This is a genomic window from Haloferax denitrificans ATCC 35960 (genome assembly GCF_000337795.1).
GTDB classification, from domain to species: domain Archaea; phylum Halobacteriota; class Halobacteria; order Halobacteriales; family Haloferacaceae; genus Haloferax; species Haloferax denitrificans.
The window spans coordinates 189,875-210,740 of record NZ_AOLP01000012.1; the positions used below are offsets into that span (position 1 = coordinate 189,875).

The window sequence follows — 20,866 nt, forward strand, 5'->3', positions numbered from 1 at the left end:
TCCGCACCGCCCCACCTCGCCCTTCCCTGCCCCGTCCCGCCGCCCGCAGGACCGACTCGTTTCTCGCAGACGACGGCCGCGCGTCGCCGCGGCACATTTGTCCCTCGCCGCCGTAGCGAGGGGTATGGCGAAGCAATCGGGGCTGTCGCGCGACGACGTGGAGCTGTCCGTCGAGGCGACGAGCCGTCGCATCGAGGCGGGCGAGGTCACGCTCCACGCGGTCGAAGCCGGACCGGAAGACGGCGAACTCGTCGTCCTCCTCCACGGCTTCCCGGAGTGTTGGTACGCGTGGGCGGACTACCTCCGTCCGCTCTCCGAGGCGGGCTATCGGGTCGTCGCGCTCGACCAGCGCGGCTACAACCTGAGCGACCGCCCCGCGGGCGTCGAGTGGTACAGCATCGACGAACTCGCCGGCGACGTGGTCGGCGTCGCGGACGCGCTCGGCCGCGAAAAGGTCCACGTCGTCGGCCACGACTGGGGCGGGGCGGTGGCGTGGTGGACCGCGCTCCACCACCCGGACCGGGTGCGCTCTGTCACCGCGATGAACCTCCCGCATCCCGCGGTGTTCGCCCGCCACCTCCGCCGCGACCCGGCCCAACAGCTCCGGAGCTGGTACGTCCTGTTCTTCCAGCTTCCGAAGCTCCCCGAACTCGTCGCCCCCGTCCGCGACTGGGCCGTCCTAGAACGGGCGCTGACCGGCTCCGCGCTCCCCGGCACGTTCTCGGCGACCGACCTCGACTGCTACCGCGCCGCGTGGTCGGTGCCCGGGGCCTACGGCTCGATGGTGGACTGGTACCGCGCGGTCGTCCGCGAGCGGCCGCGTCCCCGCGCCGAGACGGTCGAACCGCCGACGCTCGTCGTCTGGGGGAGCAAAGACAGGTTCCTCCGGCCGAAGATGGCGCGCGAGAGCCTCGCGTTCTGCGAGGACGGCCACCTCAAGATCTTCGGCGAGGCGACCCACTGGGTCCACCACGAGGAGCCGGTCGCCGTCGCCCGCGCGGTCGTCGAACACCTCGACGACGCGTGGCGGACGCCGAACAACACCCCCGACGAAGCGGGCCACCGACCGGTCTGACTGTCGGCGGTCGATTTTCTCGAAGCGGCAGTATTCTCCGCCGCCTTCGTGGAGCTATATAGGTCCATCGAGGGAACTTAGCGAGGTTCTTGTACGTCCGGCGTTCAGGTTGAAGCGACGCGGGCAGTCCGGTGGTGGGACTTTCCATGCCCCTTCGAACCGTCTCCGCGTCTCTTCATGAGCAGGGACGGGGGACCGTCCCACCTTTCGACCGGCGAGCGGCCGCGCCGACGAGCGGGTCTCGAACGCGACCGGGGCGGCCCCGCCGGCGGCGGATGAGTACGTTCTTACTCGCGGCCCCCGCAGGTCGCGTATGACCGACCTCGGAAAGGTCGACCGCGAGTTCTTCGACGAGTACATCTACCCGCGGCTGGGCGCGGCCCGCGACGACGTGGCGCTCGGCCCGACCCACGGCGTCGACTTCGGCCTCCTCGACATCGGCGGCACCGCCGTCGCCATCGCGACCGACCCCGTCTCCGTGCTCCCCGCGCTCGGCTTCGAGCGCGCGGGCCGGTTCGCCATCGACATCGTCCTCTCGGACATCGCCGTCTCGGGGCTGGACCCCTCGCATCTCGCCGTCTCCTTTACGCTCCCGCCCGAGATGACCGACGAGCAGTTCGCCGAACTCTGGGAAGCGATGCACGACGAGGCCGCCGACCTCGGCGTCAGCATCGTCACCGGCCACACCGCCCGCTACGCCGGCTGTTCGTACCCGTGGGTCGGCGGCGCGACCGCCCTCGCCGTCGGCGACCACGACGACGTGGTCCGCCCGGACGGCGCGCGCCCCGGCGACGACGTGCTCGTGACGAAGGGGCCGGGCGTCGAGGCGACCGGCCTCCTGACGACGCTCTTTCCCGACGCCTTCGCCGACCTCGACGCCGACGTGCTCGCCGCCGCGCAGGCGCGACTCGACGAGACCGACGCCGTCCGCGACGCGATGACCGTCTCGGCCGCCGGCGGCCGCGGCGTCCACGCCATGCACGACGCCACCGAGTGCGGCGTCCACGGCGCGCTCAACGAAATCGCCGAGAGCGCGGGCGTCCAACTCGAAATCGACGAGTCGAGCATCCCGCTCCGACCCGGCGTCCGCGAGACCTGCGAGTACCTCGGCATCGACCCGTGGCGCTCGACCACCGCCGGGTCGCTCGTCGTCGCCACGGACCCCTCGGTCACGGACGACGTGGTCGCCGCGCTCGACGACCGCGGCACCCCCGTCGGCGTCGCCGGCACCGTCGTCGCGGGCGAGGGCGTCGTCGTCGACGGCGAGCGCATCGAACACCCCGACGTTGACCCCTCGTGGGCCGCCTACGACCGACTCGCCCGCGAGGCCGAGTCGTCGGGCGCGGACCCCGAATAAGCGGACCCCCCACTCGGTTTCCAGCGCGGGCCGCGCACCTACTTGTCGCGCGGGCGCTTCGAGGCGGGTATGACCGACTCCGTCGACTCCGGCGACCTCGACGACTCCGACGACTCCGACGAATTCGGCGAGTTCACCGTCGACGCCGCCCGCGAGATGGACGCGGCGGACCCGCTTTCGGACCTCCGCGACCGCTTTCTCCTCCCGGAGGGCGAACTGTACCTCGACGGCAACTCGCTCGGCCCGCTGTCCGTCGACGCGGCGGCGGCGCTCGAACGCGTCGTCGACGAGTGGCGCGACCTCGCCATCCGCGGGTGGACCGACGCCGACCCCGAGTGGTTCAGCTACGGCGAGCGACTGGGCGAGCGACTCGCCCCGCTCGTCGGCGCGACGCCCGAGGAGGTCGTCGTCGCCAACTCCACCACCGTCAACATCCACGCGCTCGTCGGGACGTTCTACGACCCCGACCGCGGCGAAAAAGTCGTCGTGGACTCGCTCGACTTCCCGACGGACCACTACGCGGTTCGCGCGCAACTCCGGGCGGCCGGCCGCGACCCCGACGAGGCGCTCCGCGTGGTCGAGAGCCGCGACGGGCGGACCATCGAGACCGAAGACGTGCTCGCCGCCATCGACGACGACGTGGGAATGGTGTTTCTCCCCTCGGTCCTCTACCGGAGCGGGCAACTGTTCGACATCGAGGCCATCACCGAGGCGGCTCACGAGGCCGGCGCGCTGGCCGGCTTCGACCTCGCGCACTCGGTCGGCGCAGTCCCGCACCGACTCTCCGAGGTGGGCGCGGACTTCGCCGTCTGGTGCCACTACAAGTATCTCAACGCCGGTCCCGGCGCGATTGCCGGTCTCTACGTCAACGAGCGTCACTTCGGCATCACGCCCGCGCTCGCCGGCTGGTGGGGCAACGACAAGGAGACGCAGTTCGACATGGCGATGACCTACGAGCCGGCCCAGTCGGCCGGCGCGTTCCAGTCGGGGACGGTCCCGGTGCTGTCGGCGGCCCCCCTCGACGGCGCGCTCGATATCGTCGAGAACGCCGGCGGCGTGGAGGCGCTCCGCGAGAAGTCGCTGGCGCTCACGGACTACCTCATCGACCTCGTGGACGAGCGACTACCCGAGTGCGAGGTCGGCACCCCGCGTGACCCCGCGGCCCGCGGCGGCCACGTCGCGGTCGAACACCCCGAGGCCTACCGAATCAGCCTCGCGCTCAAGGAGCGCGGCGTCGTCGTGGACTTCCGCCAACCGAACGTCGTTCGCATGGCTCCCGCGCCGGCCTACGTCGGCTTCGAGGACGTGTACCGGGCGGTCGAGCACTTCCGCGAGACTCTGGACGAGGACGAATACGAGGCGTTCGAGATGCAGAGCGGCGGCGTGACGTGAGCGTCGCGGCGGCGGGGCGTCGGTCGCTTACCAGTCGATGACTTCCTTGTCGCGCCAGAACTTCCCCGAGGGCGCGCCGGGCTTGAACGTGGCGAGCCACGTCGGCGTCTCCGCGCCCTTCTCGACCGGCTGAGCGGCCTCCTCGCCGCCCATGTCGGTGCGGACCCAGCCGGGACACACCGAGTTGGCGATGAGGCCGTCGTCGCCGTACTGGCCGTCGAGGTAGGCGGTGAGGCCGTTGAGGCCGGTCTTCGAGATTCGATACGCGGGCGACCCGCCGGACTGCTCCTCGCCGAGCGCGCCCATGCCGGACGAGACGTTGACGACGCGGCCGCCGTCGGACTTGAGGAGGAGGGGAACGGCGTGCTTGCACATGAGCATCGGCCCGCGGAGGTTGACGCCGAGGGTGCGGTCGATTCGCTCGGTCGGCTCGGCGACGATATCGTCGCCGAACCCGCCGACGCCGGCGTTGTTGACGAGGATGTCGAGTCGGCTCTGGTCTGCGAAGACGCCGTCGACGACCTCCTCGATGTCGCCTTCTTGGGTCACGTCGAGGAGGACTCGCTCCGTCCCCTCGGGCGTCTCGTTCGTGACGCTTCGGGACCCCGCGTACACCGTCGCGCCGCGGTCGCGGAGGTTCTCGGCTATCTGGCGGCCGATGCCTCGGTTCGCGCCGGTGACGAGCGCGACCTGTCCGTCGAGGTCGTCGTAGCGGTCGGGTTCCATGGACGGGTCTGCGGACTCGGAAAGGATATTCTCACCGAAGCGCGCCGACGGGCGCGGCGTACTGGCGAGGGTCCGGGAGGCCGACGAGTCACTCGACCGTGACGTCGAGTTCGCGGAACTCGTCGCCGGTCCACTCGTGGGCGGTCAGCCGGCCGTCGGGCGAGCAGATGAGATAGACGTAGCCCGGCCACGAGGCCTGTTCCCGGTCGGTCGCGCTCGGCACGGGGTCGGACTCGGGATGCGAGTGGTAGAAGCCGACCGCGTCGTCGCCGGCCGATTCGACGGTTTCGAGAATCGAAACCGTCTCCTCGGGGTCGAGTTCGTAGGCGACCCGCGGCTCGTCGGCGACGTTCGAAACGGGGTGGGCGGCGGTGACGGTGCGCGCGTCGCCGTCGCCGGCGAGGACGCCGCAGACCTCCGCGGGCGGGTCGCGGGCGGCACCCTCGCGGGCGTGCGAGAGAATCACAGCTCGCGCGTCGTCTGCGAGGGTGAGCCTACTCGAAGTCACGGCGCATGGCGATTTCGAACCACGGGCAGAGACGCAGTTGGCGGTACCACTCGGGGTTGTCGTGGAGGTGCTCGTAGTCCGCCCAGAGCATGCCCGCAATCTCGTCTTCGTCGGGGTCGAGCGAGGTGTCTTCGAGCGTGACCTTCAGGACGGCACAGACCTCCCATTCGAGGCCGGCGTTCTCGTAGTAGCGCTTGTACTCGAACTTGTCCGTGACGCGGAGGTCGGAGTACTGGTCGGGGCTGATGCCGAGTTCCTCTTCGAGGCGCTCTTCGGTGGCTTCCTCTTGGGTCTGGCCCTCGACGGGGTGGGAGGCGACGGTGCCGTCCCACGAGGTGTCCCACAGGCGCTTGTTCGGCGCGCGCTGGGCGAGGAGTATCTGGCCCTCCTCGTTGAACACGAGGCAGGTAAAGGCGCGGTGGCGGATGCCGTCGCCCGTGTGGGCGTCGAGTCGGTTGACCGTTCCCTCCGCGTTGTCGTCGGAGTCGACGGCGATGACGTCCTGAGATGCGTTCTTGTGGAGTTCAGTAGCCTCGTCGGCCGCGGCGTTGCTCATGTGCCTTCCGTCGGAGTCGGGGGTCAACTAAGCTTCGATGCGAACCGGGTGCCGCGGGCCGATGGCGGCGCGCCGTCAGCCGAGGCGCTCGTCGAGAATCAGGCGGGTTTTCGTGCTCTTTACGTCGTCGTGCTCGCGGGCGCGAGTGATGAGGTCGTTGACGGCGCGGGTGTCGGCGGCGTCGACGACGAGGACGATGTCCTCCTCGCCGGAGACCTGCCAGACGAAGTCAACGTCCTTCCAGTCGGCCATCAGCTCGGAGACGTCGTTGGTGTCGACGTCGACCGCGACGGTCACCTCTATCATCGCCTTCAGGTTCCCCGTCCGGGTCGAAATCGTAAAGCGCTCGATGACGCCCTCCTCGACCAACCGCTCGACGCGGTTCCTGACGGTCCCCTCGGAGGTCCCGACCTCGGCCGCAATCTCCGTGTTGGGGGTCCGAGCGTCCCGTCGAAGGATATCGAGGATGCGCCGGTCAAGCTCGTCCATACACCACGTGTCCACCCCAGCGACTTACCGATTACGAATTTCGTAACTCACCTTCGAAAGCAACACTTATGCACCCGTGTTCCGTTCGTTTCTCGTAATGTCGGACGCCTATCTGGCGCTGGAAGACGGACGCGTGGTCGAAGCGCGTGGCCGTGTTCCGGGGCGCACACGCGGTGAACTGGTGTTCACAACCGCATATACGGGATACGAAGAGAGTCTGACCGACCCTTCGTACGAAGAGCAAGTCCTCACCTTCTCGTACCCCCTCATCGGGAACTACGGCGTCCGAGCCGAGCGATTCGAGTCCGACCGGGTCCACCCTCGGGCGGCCGTCGCACGCGAGTTCACGGAGGAGGTCGTCGAGTGGCTCGCAGACGAGGGCGTCCCGGCGGTCGACCACCTCGACACGCGCGACCTCGTCACGTCCATCCGCGAGGAGGGCGCGATGAAGGTCGGAATCGCCGTCGGCGAGGACGTGACTCCGGAGGACGCAAAGGAGGAACTCGCGCAGTGCAAGGGCATGAGCGACCACGTCGACATCGGCGCGCAGGTCACCACGACCGAACTGACGACGTTCGAGGGCGACGGCGACACCACCGTCGCGCTCGTCGACTGCGGCGCGAAAGGCTCCATCGTGGACTCCCTCGTCGAGCGCGGCGCGACGGTTCACGTGCTCCCCTACGACGCGGACGCCGAGGACGTGACCGCGCTCGACCCCGACGTGCTTTTCATCTCGAACGGCCCCGGCGACCCCGAGAACTACACCGCGACGCGCGAACTCGTCGAGGAGTTCGCCGGCGAGGTCCCGCTGGCGGGCATCTGCCTCGGCCAGCAGATCGTCGCCAGCGCGCTCGGCGGCACCACAGAAAAGATGGCCTTCGGCCACCGCGGCGTCAACCAGCCCGTCCGCGACCTCCAGACCGGCAAGGTCGTCATGACGACCCAGAACCACGGCTACACCGTCGCCGACCCCGGCGACCAACTCGACGTGACGCAGGTCAACGTCAACGACGACACCGCGGAGGGCCTCGCCAGCGAGGAGCTGAGCGTCATCACGCGCCAGTACCACCCCGAAGCCCACCCCGGTCCCCACGACTCGCTCGGCTTCTTCGACGACGTGCTCGCCATGGCGGGTACGGAGGGAAACGAGCGTAAGCCCCAAGTCGCACCCTCGGACTGACCACCGCGACCGCGACCGCGACCGACCCGACCTCCGACTCTCGACGGCCCGGTCGATTGCACCCCGACCGCCGGCGGTCGAACGCCGATTTTCACATACTTCGCGCCGCGAGCGACGCGACGCGCAGTTCAGACCCGCGTGGTAGAAACTGTCAAACCGATTCCCAGCGTATACGCTGTGATGGACGACGTCTCGCTCATCGAACGGGGGTTCGAGGAGTTTCCGGCGACGATTGCGCTCCTCGACAGGCGTGGCGACATCGTCTACACGAACCGGGCGTGGCGGGCGTTCGCCGACGCGAACGACTACGTGGGCGACCCCGATTCGACGGGTATCAACTACCTCGCGGTGTGCGACGCGGCCCGCGAGACCGACGAACTCGCGGGCGTCGTCGCCGACGGCATTCGCGCGGTGCTCCGCGGCGACCGCGACCTCTTTACCGCCGAGTACCCGTGTCACTCGCCCGCGGTCTATCGGTGGTTCGCGCTCCGCGTCGTCTCGGTAGACACGCCGAGACACGGGACCTTCGCGCTCGTTTCCCACTTCGACATCACCGACAGGCGGCTCGCGGAACTGCAGGTCAACGAGAAAAACGAGCACCTCGCGGCGCTCGTCAGCGTGCTCGCCTCGGAACTCAAAGCACAGCTCGCGTCGGCCGCCGCGTCCGCCGAGCGACTCGCCGCGGTCGACGGCGACGACGCGGTCGCGCTCTCCCAGAGCCTCTCGCGCATCGACTCGCTCGTCGAGTGGGGCATCGGCATCGCCGAGCACCCGAGCACAATCGACCTCGCGCCGGTGGACTTCCGCGAGCGCGTCGCGGAGGCGTGGGCGGTCGCCTCGCTCGACGACGCTGGCGACGCCTCGCTCCGGGTCGTCGGCGACGGGTCGCTCTCGGCCGACGGCCACCTGTTCGGGCTGTTCCTGGTCGCGGTGCTCACGACCTGCTTCGAGCGGAACGCGTCGGCCGATCCGTCGTTCAGCGTCGTCGTCGGAACGACTGCCGGCGGGTTCTACATCGACGACGACGGCCCCCACCCGTCCCCGGCAGAGCGCGCGGCGGCGACCGCGGATGTGAGCCAGTTGCTCGGCGTCGACTACGACTCCCCGCATCTCCCGACGGCGCGACGAATCGCCGACCTGCACGGCTGGCAGTTCGACGTGGGCGACTCGGAACTCGGCGGGGCACGCTTCGAAGTCCGCGGTGTCGACTGGAACTGACCGGCGTTCGGCCGGTCGTCGAAAAGCGATTTTCGCGCCCGTCAGGAGACGTCGGCTTCCATGACGAACGTCGGCTCTTCCGCGAGGTCGCTCCGGGCGAGTGCGGCGTCGGTAATCCAGTCGACGCGCTCGGGGAACAGGACGCGCGTCCGGTCCGCGCCGACCGAAGCGGCGTCGCGGCGGACGGCGTCCAAAAGCGACCCGCAGGCCGACGCGTCGTCCCACGCGGCGACCGCGTACTCGGCCCACGTCACCTCGCCCTCGTCGTCGGATTCTCGGGAGAAGGTCCGGTTGCGATAGGTGAAGCCGGTCGCGCGGTCGTCGCCGACGACGAACAGTCGGTCGTCGTCCGCGGCGTCGTGGAGGCGCTCGCGGGTCAGCTCGGAGAGCGCCCACGACTCCGCGGGGTCGAGCGCGAGCCCCGACAGCGCGGTTCGGGCCTCACAGCCGGTCCAGTAGGCCCACGCGGCGTCGGCGTCGTCGCCGACGGCCGCCTCGGGGTCGGCGGTCGAGTCGGGGTCGGGCATCGCCCACCGGAACTCGATGCCGGGGTCGAACCCGGCCGTGCGGGTGGTGGCGAGGCTCGGGACGTTCCACGAGTGGACCATGTTGCGGACGCGGCGCGCGCCGCGCTCGCGCGCCCAGTCGAGAAGCGCGCGCGACAGTTTGGTCGCGAGCCCCCGCTCGCGGTAGTCGGGCGCGACGCGCATGCCCTGCGCCCAGCCCTCGTATTCCGACAGCATGACGACCTGTGCGATGGCGGCCACGTCGTCGGAGGGCGTCTCCTCGCCCATATCGACGATGAGCGTCGCCCGCTCCGACTCGCCGGGGGCAATCCAGTCGTGGTAGATGTCGGGGAGGTAGTCCGACACCCCGCGGTCGGCCCACGTGTCGCGGGTGAACGCGGCGACCGCGTCGTAGTCCTCGGGCCGCGCGGGTCGAATCTCCATCAGGTCACTCCCACGGGACCGAGCGCTGAGTCAGTTCGCCTTCGAGGTTCCGACCCATCGCACCCGTCGGGTCGGCGACGTTGGCGAGCGCCCACATGAGCTTCACCTTCGCCGTGCCGGGGAGCGTGTCGCCCGCCTCGACGACGCCGGCGTCGAGCAGGTCGCGGCCGGTGTCGTAGACGCGGTCGCAGACGCGGCCTTCGAGACACTGCGAGGTCATGGCGACGACCGTGCCGTCCTCGACGAGTTCCTCGAACCGCGGGATGAGGTCGGTGTGGACGTGGCCGAGGCCCGTCCCCTCGATGACGACGCCGGCCTTCCCGTCGAGGTAGTCGAGCGCCGCGGGGTCCATCCCCGGCGTGAACTTCACGAGTTCCACCTCGGACTCGATGTCGGCGTGGAGCGCGAGGTCGGCCTCGCCGCGGGGGGCGTAGTCGCGGCGGAACGTGACCTCCTCGGCCTCGTAGTCGACCTCGCCGAGCGGCTTCGCGCCGACGGTCTCGAACGCGTCGCGCCGGGAGGTGTGGTTCTTGCGGACGCGCGTCCCCTCGTGGAGCGCGCAGGCGTCGTCGGACTCCGAGGCGTGCATGCAGATCATGACCTCGGCGGCGTCGGCCTTCGCGGCCTCGACGGCGCAGACGGCGTTCATCACGTTGTCAGAGGAGGGGCGGTCCGCCGAGCGCTGACTGCCCGTGAAGACGATGGGCACGGGCGTGTCGAGCATGAACGACATCGCCGACGCGGAGAACTGCATCGTGTCGGTGCCGTGCATGACGACGACGCCGTCGGCGCCGGCCTCGATTTCCTCGGCGATGGCCTCGGCGAGGTCGACCCACACGTCGGTCGTCATGTTCTCCGAGAGGATGTTGGCGACGACGCGGCCGCGGTAGTTCGCCCGCCCCGCGAGGTCGGGGACGGCCCGGAGCACGTCCTCGGCGTCGAACTGCGCGGTCACCGCGCCCGTGCGGTAGTCGACCGTCGAGGCGATGGTCCCGCCGGTCGAGATGAGCGAGACGGTCGGGAGGTCGTCGTCGAACTCGATTTCGGAGGTGCCGTCGCCCTCGGACTGCGCGTCTTCGATGTCGTACACGTCGGTTTCGAGCACGTCCACGTCGGCTCCCTCGCGGGCGATGCCGACGTTGTACCCGCCGTCGAGCTTGACGACGAGGTGGTCCTCGGTGGAAGACGGCATGAGCACGCCTTCGTTCGTGACGTCCGCGCGGGTGACGCGGACGCGGTCCCCTGCGTTCATATCGCGGGATACCGCGGGGGCAGACTTCAAACCCACCTTTTTACCGTTCGGGGTCGCCTCCGGCGACCCGGTCACGGCAAAAATCTGGAGGGAAAATCCCGAGTGGCGAGCGAAGCGAACTACTCGGGACGACGACCGGGGGTGAACCGAACCGGCCGGGTGCAACCAATGAGATGTCTGCTTCCACGACATAACTGGCACAAGACATTTTAGCCGGCCGTCCGTCGGCCCGCGTATGCTCCCCACGATACTCCTCCAGTCGCGCGGCGCAGGCGCGTTCGTAATCGGCCTGCTGTTTTTCCTCCTGTTCCTCGGGATGGTGGTGTGGACGTACCGCGACGCGAAGCGAAACAGCAGTCACCCGGCGTTCCTCTGGGCCGTCGTCGTCTTCCTCGCGCCGCTTCTGGGACTCGTCCTGTACTTCATCCTCGGCCGCAACGCGTAGCTCCGAGACCGGCGGCGCACCGTCACGCGACGCGAACCGACGCGAACGGTCTCCGCGGCTGACTCACCGGCACAAGAGCCATCAGGCTCGCCCGCGACCCTCTACACATGCAACGGTCGGACCAAAAGGAGACTGAGCAGTCCGTCGACGACGTGCTCTCCGGATTGACCCGCGAGCGCGACGAGGCGACGCAGACCCGTCCGTCGGGGTCGTCCGGCGGCGGTCGCCTCGGCGGGCTGTTCTCCCCGCGCGCGTTCCTCGCGGCGCTCCTGCTCTCCGTCGGCGGCCTCCTCGTCGGCGGCGCGATTCCCATCGTCGGCTTCATCGGCCGGTTCGTCGGCATCGCCGCCGCCGGCTTCCTCATCGGCCTCGTCGGGTCGAAGCGACGCTACACGGAAGTCGTGCTCGCGGGGGCAATCGCCGCCGGCCTCGCGTTCGTCCTCTCGACGCTGTTCGCCGTGTTCGCGCCCTTCGCGGTCCAACTGCTCGCGGACTACGGCGTCGCCATCGCGGGCGTCGGCGCGGCGAGCGGCGGGCTCGCGGCGCTCGTCGGTCACTACTTCGGCCGCGACCTCCGGGCGGGCCTGACACAGGAGCTGTAGGCGTCAGTCGATTCGCCAGCGGTCGCCGTTGTGGGCGACGAGGTCGCCCTCGGCGAGGTGGTGGAGCGCGCTGTCGACGACCGCGGGGTCCGCGTTGAGGTCCTTTGCGATGCCGCGGACGGTGTTCGACCCGTTGGCGAGCGCGGCCAGAATCTCGGCGTAAAAGCGGCTGTCGGCGTCGACGCCGAGGCGGTCGTTGAGGCGGTCGAGCACGTCGGTGATTCGGCCCTGGACCCACCGCTGGGCCAAGGAGAGTTCGTTGTCGAGTTCCTCCAGTTTCCCGAGTTCGCGCGCCAACTCCGAGATGTCGTCGCTCCCGGCGTTCTCGACTTCGAGCGTCACGTGCGGACAGCGCCCGGCCATGTCGAGGCTCGGACTCGGCGGGTAGGCGCTTTTCGCGCCGAACCCGTACGGCGAGACGTTCACCTCCAGTCGGAGGTTCCGCGAGATGTGGAAGTACTTGCGCCGCTGGTCGTCGGTGCGCGACTCGATGAGCCCCGCGTCCTCCAGCTTTCGGAGGTGGTCGATGACGGCCTTGGGGCTGACGCCGAGGTACTCACTTATCTCGGTGACGTAGCACGGTTTGTGCGAGAGCAACCGCAGGATGCGCCGGCGGTTTTCGTTCCCGAGTAGGTCGAGCAGTACCGCGGAGTCCATTACGAGGTCATAGACTGCGGGCGGGGAAAAGCCTGACTCATGTGATACCCCGCGCCGTCGTGCGATTAGCGATTGTGACTCGCGGGGCGCTCACGGGGCGGTCTCCGGGGGGTCCGAGAGGCGGTCGAACGCCCGCGACGCGAGAAACACGGCGAGAAACGAGAGCGCGACGGTGATGCCCGCGAGGAGCGCCCCCGCCTCGTACTTCAGCGGCGGGTAGTAGCCGAAGCCGTAGTCGAACACGTCGTTGACGAGCGCGAGGACGAGGGCGAACCCGAGTGCGCCCTTCGTGGTCGCGCCGTAGCGCGGGACGAGGAGCGCGAGCGCGAGAAAGCCCGCGTGGGTGAGCATGATGCCCCAGTAGTCCCAGAGCGCGGCCCCGGAGAAGCCGACGTAGAGGTCGGGGCGGAGGTTGAGCGCGACGACCGTCCAGACGCCGTACTTGACGAGCCAGACGAACGCGAGGGTGTGGAGGTACGCGAGCGGCCGGTTGACGGGCGCGTCGGCGACGCGGCGACCGAGGTTCGGAAGCAGTGTCGCGGCCGACAGCGTCATCAGCGCGAGGGCGGTCGGCGAGTCGCCGAAAAGCGGGTAGAGGAACGTCGGCAGGTCAGAAAGCGCGGGGTCGGAGTGGACGTAGAAGCTCACCCCGACGAGGAACGCGGCGGCGTTGAGGACGAGGAAGACGACGAGGCTCGGGCCGTTTCCGAGGTAGTACTCCGCCCAGTCGTCGACCGCCGCGTCGAGGTCGAAATCGCGCAGACCCATCGCCGAGTCGGACGGCGCGCCGAAAGAAAAGGTCGTCGGGGCGAAAATCCGGGTTCGATGGCTCCGTACGCGATACGTTGTCATCCCATGTCGGGAGCAAAGGACAGTTACCCCGGCGCGCCGAACGGCGACGTATGGACGCAGCACTCATCATCCTCGACGGGTGGGGACTCGGCGACCACGACCGCCGCGACGCCATCAAGGCGGCGGACACGCCGAACTTCGACCGCTACCGCGACGCGGGCGCGTTCGGGACGCTCATCGTCGACGGCCGGCGCGTCGGCCTCCCGGACGGCCAGATGGGCAACAGCGAGGTCGGCCACCTCAACATCGGGGCGGGCCGCGTCGTCAAGCAGGCGTACACCCGCATCGGCGACAGCATCGACGACGGCTCGTTCTACGAGAACGACGCCATCACGGCCGCCTACGACCACGCCGACGAACACGACGGGCGCGTCCACCTCATGGGCCTCGTCTCCGACGGCGGCGTCCACTCCGACCAACAGCACCTCCACGCGCTCATCGAACTCGCCGCCGACCGCGGCGTCGAGGCCGTCACCCACGCCTTCACCGACGGCCGCGACACCAGCCCCACCGGCGGCGAGGAATACCTCGCCGACCTCGAAGCCGTCGCCGACGAACAGGGAACCGGCGGCGTCGCCACCGTCTCCGGGCGCTACTACGCGATGGACCGCGACCAGAACTGGGAGCGCACCAACCGAGCCTACGACGCCATCGTCAACCGGGAGGCGGAGTGGACCGCCGACACCGCCGTCGACGCCGTCACCGAGTCGTACGACCGCGGCGACACCGACGAGTTCGTCGAGCCGACCGTCGTCGACGACGCGCCCGCGCTCGAAGACGGCGACTCGGTCGTCTTCTTCAACTTCCGCGCCGACCGCGCGCGACAGCTCGTGCGGATGCTCTGCGACATCGAGCCCGTCTGGGAGTTCGAGACGACGCCGCCGGAGATTCTCATGACGACGATGACGCAGTACGACAAGACGTTCGACGTCTCTGTCGCCTACCCGCCGGAACAGCCCGAGGACACGCTCGGCGAGGTGCTCGCCGAGGCGGACATGACGCAGTTGCGGATGGCGGAGTCCGAGAAGTACCCCCACGTCACCTACTTCCTCAACGGCGGCCGCGAGGTCGAGTTCGACGGCGAGATTCGGAACATCGTCGAGAGCCCCGACGTGCCGACCTACGACCTCCAGCCCGAGATGTCCGCGGTGGAACTCACGGACACGGCCATCGACATCATCGAGTCCGACGACCCGAACGTGATGGTGCTCAACTACGCCAACCCCGACATGGTCGGCCACACCGGCGACTACGAGGCCGCCATCGAAGCGGTCGAGGCCGTCGACGAACAGCTCGGGCGGCTCGTCGAGAGCGTCCGCGCCCACGGCGGCCACGTCTGTATCACCGCCGACCACGGCAACGCCGACGACATGGGCACCGAAGACGACCCCCACACGGCCCACACGTTCAACCCCGTCCCGTTCGTCTACCTCGCGGCCGACCGCGACGACGAGGCGGCCGCGGAGAACGACGCCGAGGGCGAGCACGCCGAGGTCGACCCCGACCACCCGCTTTCGGGCGGCCGGACCGTCCGCGAGGGCGGCTCGCTGTGCGACATCGCGCCGACCATCCTCGAACTCGTCGACGTCGACCAGCCGGCCGCGATGACCGGCGAGTCGCTGTTAGAATAGGTCACCACCCGCACGCTCGGCTCGATTTTCCGTCTCCTTCCCCTACGCGCCGGACTCGCCTCGATAGCGACGGTACGCGGTCGGGACGAGCATCGACACGCCCGCGACGGCGGCGAGGACGACGAACTCCGGGCGGACGGCCGCGGCCAGCGACTCCGTCGTGAGCGTCTCGACCGACGCGCCGGCGATGACGCCCGCGACGGCCCACGGGAGTTCGCCGACGGCGGTCCCGAGGGCGAACGCGCCGAGTCGGACGTCGGCGACGCCCGCCGCCACCGACACCACGTCGGAGGGGATTGGAAACAGACGGCTCGCGGCCACGCCCGTCACCGACCCGGTCTGTTCGACCGCCCGCTCGCCGACCGCGGCGAGTCTGGTGGTGCCCCGGTAGCGCCGCGCGAAGAGGTACGGCGGGACGCTCGTGAGGACGATGAGCGCCAGCGCGAACGGCACGCCGACCGGTCCGAGGCCGTAGCCGACGACGAGCGCGAGGAGCGTCGTCGGCCACGCGAGAAGGGGGCGCACGAGCGCGAGCGCGCTCACGACGACGACGAGTCGCACGGGGTCGGCGGCGACCCACGCCGCGCGCGAGATGACGGCGTCTGGCGACGCGAGCAGGAGACCGGCGACGACGGCCGCGAGCGCGAGGCCGGCGGCGAGGCGCGGACGGGGCACGGAAGCTCTGCGGTCCGTCGTCGCGCGGCGACCAAACGCTTTGTGCTTCGGAGGGCTTTAGCCCGACCCCGTTCGATTGGCTCCCGAACCGTGACCGAGCCCACACGCGACGAGCGCGTCGAACTCGCGCTCGACCTCCTCGTGCACCTCGAAGCCGACGAACTCTCCCTCGCCGAGGTCGTCGACCGCATCGAGACGGTCACCACCGACCCAACACTCACCCGCGACATCCTCGACGCGGCGGAGCTTCGCGGCATCATCGAGCGCGACGGCGGCCGCATCCGCCACAACCGCGGCGGCACGTTCGTCCGATTCGAGAGTCAGGTCGTCCAGCGCGAGGGCGACTTCGACTGCCGCCGCTGTGGCGCGTCCATCTCGACGGGCCACTTCGTGCGGTTCGAGTCCGGCGAACTCGGGCCGTTCGGCTCGTCGTGTGTCAGAAAAGTGCTCGGTCGGGAGTGACGCTCGCGGGCGGTCGCGACCGGTCGGTGGCCGCGTTCCGCGCTACCGCCCGCGGCGGAGTTCTTCGATGAGCTGTTCGACCAGCTCCTGCTGGTGGCGAATCTGCTCGCTTTGGGCCTCGACGACCTCGCGGAGCGACTCGATTTCGGCGGCGAGTTCGGCGTAGTCGGCGTCCGAACCGGCGCCCCCGGCCGCCTCGGACTCGGCGGCCGATTCGAAGCCGGACCCCTCGAACCCGAGGTCGCCGGCGTCGGCGACGTTGCCGGACGACGGCTCGGCGGCCGGCGATTCGGTGGCCGACTGAGTCGTCGCGGCCTCGGCCGCCTTCGCTTCCGCCACCGCGCCGGTCGCCGGCGCGGACTCGACGGACTGCGTCTGGGCGGCCCGCCGGCTCTGTTCGGCGGGCGCGTCGCCCTCGGTGCGAGTGGCGTTCGCCGGCTCGTCGGAGAGTTCGCCGGGGTTCGCGCTCAGTGGGTCGGGCCCCGCGCCGAAGTCGGTGTTGTCGCGCTCCGTGTCGGCGGCGTCAGCCGCCGTCTGCGCTTTCTCCATCTGGACGCGGAACTCTTCGAGACTCCCGACGCCGTGGTAGTCACACAGCGCCCGCGCGAGTTTCTCGCGGACGAGCCGCGCCTGCTCGTTGGGAATCTTGAACCGCTCTTGGCGGCCGTCGACGGTGAGCACGACCGTCGTGGCGACGCTCCCCGACTCGAATTCGAGGTCGGTCACGTCGGCGAAGCGGTACGACTCGTAGTCTTCGTCCCAGACCGCGCTTCCGATGTGCCGGACGACGCGGGCGTCGGTGATGACGAACGTGAGTTCGCTGAATCGGAACGCCTGCACGAGTCGCTCGCCGTCTTCGTCGGTCACGCCGGCGGCCGCGAGGACGCCCTCGACGATTGGCTGGAGCGCGTCGTCGAGTCGCTTCGCGGACAGCGAGAACGTCTCGCTTCCGTCGAGGCCGTAGTCGAGCGATATCTTCGCTTTTCGTCGCCCCTCCTTGACGGACAGTCGTTCGGCGGCGTGCGAGAATTCGTCGACGGACTCGTCCGAAAGGAGGCCTTCGGCCCGATAGACGAGCGTCCGCGTCGGAGTTACAAACAGTTCGTCCTCGCCCCCGAGGTGGACGCGGGTCACCACGTCTTCCTCTCCGAGGACGGACTGGACGGTCTCCGGTTGGCTCATGCGTGTGTGCACCCGGTGTTGGGACATAAATCCGCGGGTGATGTCTCGAATCGAGTGGCGTGGTGACTCGCCCCGCGGTCGCCGAAGATGAGAAGCTTAAATACAACCAGCACACAACGGGAAGTTGAGCCCGGGTGGCTTAGCTGGACATAGCGCCGCACTCATAGGGTTTCACAATCGGTGCGGAACGCCTTGGAAGCCTCCGCCCCCCGCGAGGTCATGCCGGCCTCGCACCTGGGACATGCGGAGATCGTGGGTTCGGAGCCCACCCCGGGCACTCTTCGATTTCAGTACGTGAACAACTGCAACGCGAGTCGCGACGCCGTCTCTCGATTTTTACTGGAAGCGATGGTGTTCTCTGCCGTCTGTCGCGGTCAACAGCGGTTGTGACGACTGTACGCTCGAACGGGACTCGGTCTCACAGGGGTTCTTCTGAAACAGTTGTCCGTCTCGACCAGCTGGCCGTCGTCCTTCGAACTTCAATCCCACAAGGGTTCGTCTGGAATTGTCGGCAAGTGTCATTTATTGGTGGTGGTGGTCGTGAGGTTGGTTTTATGTCGAGCGGGTGGTAAGTATTGGAAAATGAACGAATGGAGGCAAGGTGGGGAGCAACCCCATCCCGGCGCAGATGAAACGATAGGCGGCGCGATTGTCCGAAACCCAGTCGTTCAGACGCTGTTCCTCATGTCGCTCGTGTCTGCGGCCACGTGGGTGGCGAACTTCGTCGGGCTTTCTCGCGAGTTATTCGTTCTCTCTGCACCGCTTGCGGATCGTCCGTGGACGCTTGTGACGAGTGTGTACGCCCACATTGGGCCCGATCATCTGCTTGGAAACGCGATTATGGTGCTTATATTTGGTGGACTCGTATCGATCTCAACGACATCACTCCGGTTCCATCTCTTCTTTCTCATATCGGGCGTGTCCGCGGGAGTTGCACAGGTTGCCGCTTACCACATGCAAGACTCGATACTCTTTCTTGGCGTACTGGGGTCGAGCGGCGCTGCGTTTGCGCTGATGGGCTACGTTCTGACTTCGAATATCCTGTCCAAGTTTGTCTCCGACCGGTTGGGCCTCCCGCGATGGTTTGGGGCTGTTGTGATCGTGTTCGTCGCCGCTGGGCTGACGATGTCTTACAGTGCCCCCGGGAGTGCTCTATTTGCACATTTCACCGGAGCGATGATCGGTCTGGTCGCAGGGCACTCCCGGTTGTTGCACACCTAAGCGACTGTCATCGCTCCCGAAGCGGCCATTCGAGATCGCCGATATCCGACTTCAAGTCGCTGATCTCGCGCTCGATTTTCTTGGGTGTCTTTCCGGTGAGCGCGCTCAATCCAGCGGACAATTCGGTCGACGTCGATATTGGTATTGCTTCAATACCACAAGATCCCGTCTGAAACACGGTCTGACCCCCGCCACTGGTACCTGCCTGCGAGCTTCAATCCCACAAGGGTTCGTCTGAAACTGCTCTTCGACGCTGGCGTCTGGACTGGCGTCGATTTGGTGCCTGTTCGCGTGCTGGCGGCGGTGTGTCTGGTATTGGCCGAACTCAGCCTCGTCAGAGGGACCGTTGTGGCGTCAACGTGACGCCTCTCCGAGCGGATTCCCATAGTGGTCAGAATACAAATTCACACTCTGGTTCCCACGGATGTAATCGCTTTACTGAAGCCCGCTTAATCGAGAGATGTCGCCGTAGGGCGGCCGCTCGCCATGGGAATTATACCCGCGATTCAAACAGCAGCAGCAACGGCCACGATCATCCACGCCATCGTCTGGATGGGGATTCAGTTCCGGCGTGGGAAGCAACCGCCTCGTAAGTAGCGAGGTCTTGTCTGCGTAAAATTTCTTCGCACCTCTGTATTCAATGCCAATCCAATCAAAATGTCGCTCTCAAATCAGGCAGGAAATGACTAATCAATAGCACTATAGTATGACACGAATGATGGGTGGCTATGGGAACTGGCAGGGACAGCGACTCAGAGGAATCAAAGCTTGCAATAGCATGTGGTGAGGCACGCCACACAGTTGACCAACAGATAGAGAAGATACATAAAGAGGATCAGAAGGCTGTTGGTATTTTCCGGGTCAATTTGCTAGTGATAGGCGTGCTTGGTAGTGCGTTATCACTCTCAGTCCGAACAGATGATCTAGCTACATCTGGCTTTTTAAATGCTCACACAGCGATTGGTGCATTTGCTCTATTAGTCTCTTCAGTTGTCGCCGCAATGGCATACACCTCCTCTAAATTCGAGATGGGCGTTGACCCATCCCAGGTTGATTTGGCAGCAAATGGGAACAACAGCCAGGAAGATTTCTTCCAGACACTAAGCGACGAGTACTCAACGTGGATAAGCCACAACAAGAGCGTTCACCAGTTTAACGCGTACGCAATCACCTGGGCAATGATTCTCGCAATCGTTGGTGTTGTTCTCTTTTCAGGAGGCGTACTCGTAGGTGTACTGCAGATTCGGGGGATGGGCGTTTCTTACGGCCTTTTAGCACTTGAATTGGGTGTTAGTGTTGTTCTTGGAATGATGGTCTACTACTCCGACGACATCTTCGATATTTTGAAGCCAGAGTCATCGTAACACCCATCCATGTTTCTGTAAGTTATACATGTCATACAAAACGAAGTATTCAAAACCCCCCATGTCATATTGTCGGGTGTGAAGATGGCCTCGAGTGACCGTGAACTAGACGAGTCGCACAAGGGGTCTGACTGGGGGACGCAGATGTCGAACTCGCCTCAGCGCGGACCATTCAATAGTGTGTTGACTGCCTACAGACGCTTTCGTGGGCGAGAGTAGGCAGTAGCTAGAGAGCGCGAGTAGCGCTGTCCCCAGTTACTACGTATTCTTCGGCAGCTACTACGCAGCCACTGCCATCTCTAAGTCCCAGGTTCGGTGACCTCTTTATCGATTTCTACGCCCAGTTTATCACCGAAACCTCGACGGTCTGTTCTCCGAAACCACCTTTCGCACCAATCACCTCGAGGCAAACAGACACACCGTCGACCTCCACCGTTTCCACTCCGTCGACGAAGGCTGGCCCTGGTGGGTTCACCAGCGCGGTGCAGCTTCAATCCCTCAAGGGTTCGTCTGAAACAGTCGGTGGCGATACCTCTAAGCGTATGGAGGGGCGCTTCAATCCCACAAGGGTTCGTCTGAAACGCACCACGCGGCTCATCGGCAACGGCGACCACTCCGAGCTTCAATCCCACAAGGGTTCGTCTGAAACTGGTTCAAAGCTTCTCGCGGTCGATTTCTATGCGCGGCTTCAATCCCACAAGGGTTCGTCTGAAACGGGCCATGTCCCTGTTTGGATACAAAGCCGGACAGCTTCAATCCCACAAGGGTTCGTCTGAAACATCGCGAAGCTCGTCACGCATCTCGCGTGCCGCGTCCGCTTCAATCCCACAAGGGTTCGTCTGAAACGCTCGCACGGGGCGGGGAGCGACCGAACTCTCAACGGCTTCAATCCCACAAGGGTTCGTCTGAAACGCTCCGGGAGGTCGTCTTCCCAGACGAGCGGTTGCTTCAATCCCACAAGGGTTCGTCTGAAACGTTCAGAGGGTCACCGCTGTCACCATCTTTTGACGTGGCTTCAATCCCACAAGGGTTCGTCTGAAACGACTGGCTGACCGCCGCTCCCTCCGACGGG

Annotated in this window: 21 protein-coding genes, 1 tRNA gene and 1 CRISPR repeat array; of the genes, 12 read left to right on the forward strand and 10 right to left on the reverse strand. The window is 66.9% G+C overall.

Going from position 1 to position 20,866, the window contains the following annotated elements; all coding sequences use genetic code 11:
• Window positions 1-124: 124 nt before the first annotated feature.
• The 3 genes from C438_RS12755 to kynU all read left to right on the forward strand — a co-directional run bounded on the left by C438_RS12755 (window position 125) and on the right by kynU (window position 3,824).
• The gene (locus tag C438_RS12755; protein WP_004969870.1) at window positions 125-1,075 is read left to right on the forward strand and encodes an alpha/beta fold hydrolase; all 951 of its coding nucleotides are present in this window, start codon (window positions 125-127) and stop codon (window positions 1,073-1,075) included.
• 313 nt (window positions 1,076-1,388) lie between these two features.
• Window positions 1,389-2,432, forward strand: coding sequence for a HypE family hydrogenase expression/formation protein (locus tag C438_RS12760; RefSeq protein WP_004969872.1), 1,044 nt, complete (start codon window positions 1,389-1,391; stop codon window positions 2,430-2,432).
• 69 nt (window positions 2,433-2,501) lie between these two features.
• Window positions 2,502-3,824, forward strand: a complete 1,323-nt coding sequence (gene kynU, locus C438_RS12765; protein ID WP_004969873.1) for a kynureninase — start codon at window positions 2,502-2,504, stop codon at window positions 3,822-3,824.
• Between the two features lie 27 nt (window positions 3,825-3,851).
• Here kynU and C438_RS12770 read toward each other — a convergent pair whose 3' ends face one another.
• The 4 genes from C438_RS12770 to C438_RS12785 all read right to left on the reverse strand — a co-directional run bounded on the left by C438_RS12770 (window position 3,852) and on the right by C438_RS12785 (window position 6,103).
• Window positions 3,852-4,550 carry an SDR family NAD(P)-dependent oxidoreductase gene (locus tag C438_RS12770; RefSeq protein WP_004969874.1) on the reverse strand — a complete coding sequence of 233 codons (699 nt, stop codon included), beginning with the start codon at window positions 4,548-4,550 and terminating at the stop codon, window positions 3,852-3,854.
• Window positions 4,551-4,638: 88 nt separating this feature from the next.
• A complete protein-coding gene (locus C438_RS12775; protein WP_049918033.1) occupies window positions 4,639-5,058 on the reverse strand; it encodes a desampylase in 420 nt (139 codons plus the stop codon).
• Window positions 5,045-5,614, reverse strand: coding sequence for an NUDIX hydrolase (locus C438_RS12780; protein WP_004969876.1), 570 nt, complete (start codon window positions 5,612-5,614; stop codon window positions 5,045-5,047). Before C438_RS12780 ends, C438_RS12775 begins: the two co-directional genes overlap by 14 nt.
• A gap of 75 nt (window positions 5,615-5,689) precedes the next feature.
• The gene (locus C438_RS12785) at window positions 5,690-6,103 is read right to left on the reverse strand and encodes an Lrp/AsnC family transcriptional regulator (protein WP_004042482.1); all 414 of its coding nucleotides are present in this window, start codon (window positions 6,101-6,103) and stop codon (window positions 5,690-5,692) included.
• 97 nt (window positions 6,104-6,200) lie between these two features.
• Between C438_RS12785 and carA the strand changes: the two genes are divergently transcribed.
• Window positions 6,201-7,283, forward strand: coding sequence for a glutamine-hydrolyzing carbamoyl-phosphate synthase small subunit (gene carA / locus C438_RS12790; RefSeq protein ID WP_049918035.1), 1,083 nt, complete (start codon window positions 6,201-6,203; stop codon window positions 7,281-7,283).
• 180 nt (window positions 7,284-7,463) lie between these two features.
• A complete protein-coding gene (locus C438_RS12795; RefSeq protein ID WP_004969878.1) occupies window positions 7,464-8,501 on the forward strand; it encodes a PAS domain-containing protein in 1,038 nt (345 codons plus the stop codon).
• Window positions 8,502-8,542: 41 nt separating this feature from the next.
• Here the strand turns inward: C438_RS12795 and C438_RS12800 are convergent, their stop codons facing one another.
• Together C438_RS12800 and gatD are read right to left on the reverse strand one after the other, a co-directional pair.
• Window positions 8,543-9,451 carry a GNAT family N-acetyltransferase gene (locus C438_RS12800; RefSeq protein ID WP_004969879.1) on the reverse strand — a complete coding sequence of 303 codons (909 nt, stop codon included), beginning with the start codon at window positions 9,449-9,451 and terminating at the stop codon, window positions 8,543-8,545.
• 4 nt (window positions 9,452-9,455) lie between these two features.
• On the reverse strand, window positions 9,456-10,703 hold the full coding sequence (gene gatD / locus C438_RS12805) for a Glu-tRNA(Gln) amidotransferase subunit GatD (RefSeq protein ID WP_004969880.1): 1,248 nt from the start codon (window positions 10,701-10,703) through the stop codon (window positions 9,456-9,458).
• A gap of 235 nt (window positions 10,704-10,938) precedes the next feature.
• On the opposite strand from gatD, the gene C438_RS12810 reads away from it, so the two are divergent.
• Both C438_RS12810 and C438_RS12815 read left to right on the forward strand, forming a co-directional pair.
• On the forward strand, window positions 10,939-11,148 hold the full coding sequence (locus tag C438_RS12810) for a PLDc N-terminal domain-containing protein (protein ID WP_004969881.1): 210 nt from the start codon (window positions 10,939-10,941) through the stop codon (window positions 11,146-11,148).
• Between the two features lie 107 nt (window positions 11,149-11,255).
• A complete protein-coding gene (locus C438_RS12815; RefSeq protein WP_004969882.1) occupies window positions 11,256-11,750 on the forward strand; it encodes a hypothetical protein in 495 nt (164 codons plus the stop codon).
• A gap of 3 nt (window positions 11,751-11,753) precedes the next feature.
• Here the strand turns inward: C438_RS12815 and C438_RS12820 are convergent, their stop codons facing one another.
• Window positions 11,754-12,407: an ArsR/SmtB family transcription factor gene (locus C438_RS12820; protein WP_004969883.1), complete on the reverse strand. Its 654-nt coding sequence runs from the start codon at window positions 12,405-12,407 to the stop codon at window positions 11,754-11,756.
• Between the two features lie 90 nt (window positions 12,408-12,497).
• Entirely contained in the window at window positions 12,498-13,175 is a 678-nt protein-coding gene (locus C438_RS12825) for a DUF1405 domain-containing protein (RefSeq protein ID WP_004969884.1), read from the reverse strand.
• A gap of 134 nt (window positions 13,176-13,309) precedes the next feature.
• Here C438_RS12825 and gpmI point away from each other — a divergent pair, with 134 nt between their 5' ends.
• Window positions 13,310-14,890, forward strand: coding sequence for a 2,3-bisphosphoglycerate-independent phosphoglycerate mutase (gene gpmI, locus C438_RS12830; protein WP_004969885.1), 1,581 nt, complete (start codon window positions 13,310-13,312; stop codon window positions 14,888-14,890).
• A gap of 42 nt (window positions 14,891-14,932) precedes the next feature.
• Here gpmI and C438_RS12835 read toward each other — a convergent pair whose 3' ends face one another.
• On the reverse strand, window positions 14,933-15,565 hold the full coding sequence (locus tag C438_RS12835; RefSeq protein ID WP_004969886.1) for a TVP38/TMEM64 family protein: 633 nt from the start codon (window positions 15,563-15,565) through the stop codon (window positions 14,933-14,935).
• Between the two features lie 90 nt (window positions 15,566-15,655).
• On the opposite strand from C438_RS12835, the gene C438_RS12840 reads away from it, so the two are divergent.
• Window positions 15,656-16,027, forward strand: a complete 372-nt coding sequence (locus C438_RS12840; protein ID WP_004969887.1) for a DUF5830 family protein — start codon at window positions 15,656-15,658, stop codon at window positions 16,025-16,027.
• 42 nt (window positions 16,028-16,069) lie between these two features.
• Here the strand turns inward: C438_RS12840 and C438_RS12845 are convergent, their stop codons facing one another.
• The gene (locus tag C438_RS12845) at window positions 16,070-17,209 is read right to left on the reverse strand and encodes a DUF7115 domain-containing protein (RefSeq protein WP_004969889.1); all 1,140 of its coding nucleotides are present in this window, start codon (window positions 17,207-17,209) and stop codon (window positions 16,070-16,072) included.
• Between the two features lie 128 nt (window positions 17,210-17,337).
• Here C438_RS12845 and C438_RS12850 point away from each other — a divergent pair.
• From C438_RS12850 to C438_RS19385, 3 genes are all read left to right on the forward strand, one after another.
• Window positions 17,338-17,486 (forward strand) — tRNA-Met (locus C438_RS12850).
• Window positions 17,487-17,791: 305 nt separating this feature from the next.
• Window positions 17,792-18,430, forward strand: coding sequence for a rhomboid family intramembrane serine protease (locus tag C438_RS12855; RefSeq protein ID WP_004969895.1), 639 nt, complete (start codon window positions 17,792-17,794; stop codon window positions 18,428-18,430).
• Between the two features lie 728 nt (window positions 18,431-19,158).
• Window positions 19,159-19,794: a hypothetical protein gene (locus C438_RS19385; RefSeq protein ID WP_152421772.1), complete on the forward strand. Its 636-nt coding sequence runs from the start codon at window positions 19,159-19,161 to the stop codon at window positions 19,792-19,794.
• 487 nt (window positions 19,795-20,281) lie between these two features.
• Window positions 20,282-20,836: a CRISPR direct-repeat array (repeat unit 30 nt; unit sequence GCTTCAATCCCACAAGGGTTCGTCTGAAAC).
• The last annotated feature ends 30 nt before the right edge of the window (window positions 20,837-20,866 follow it).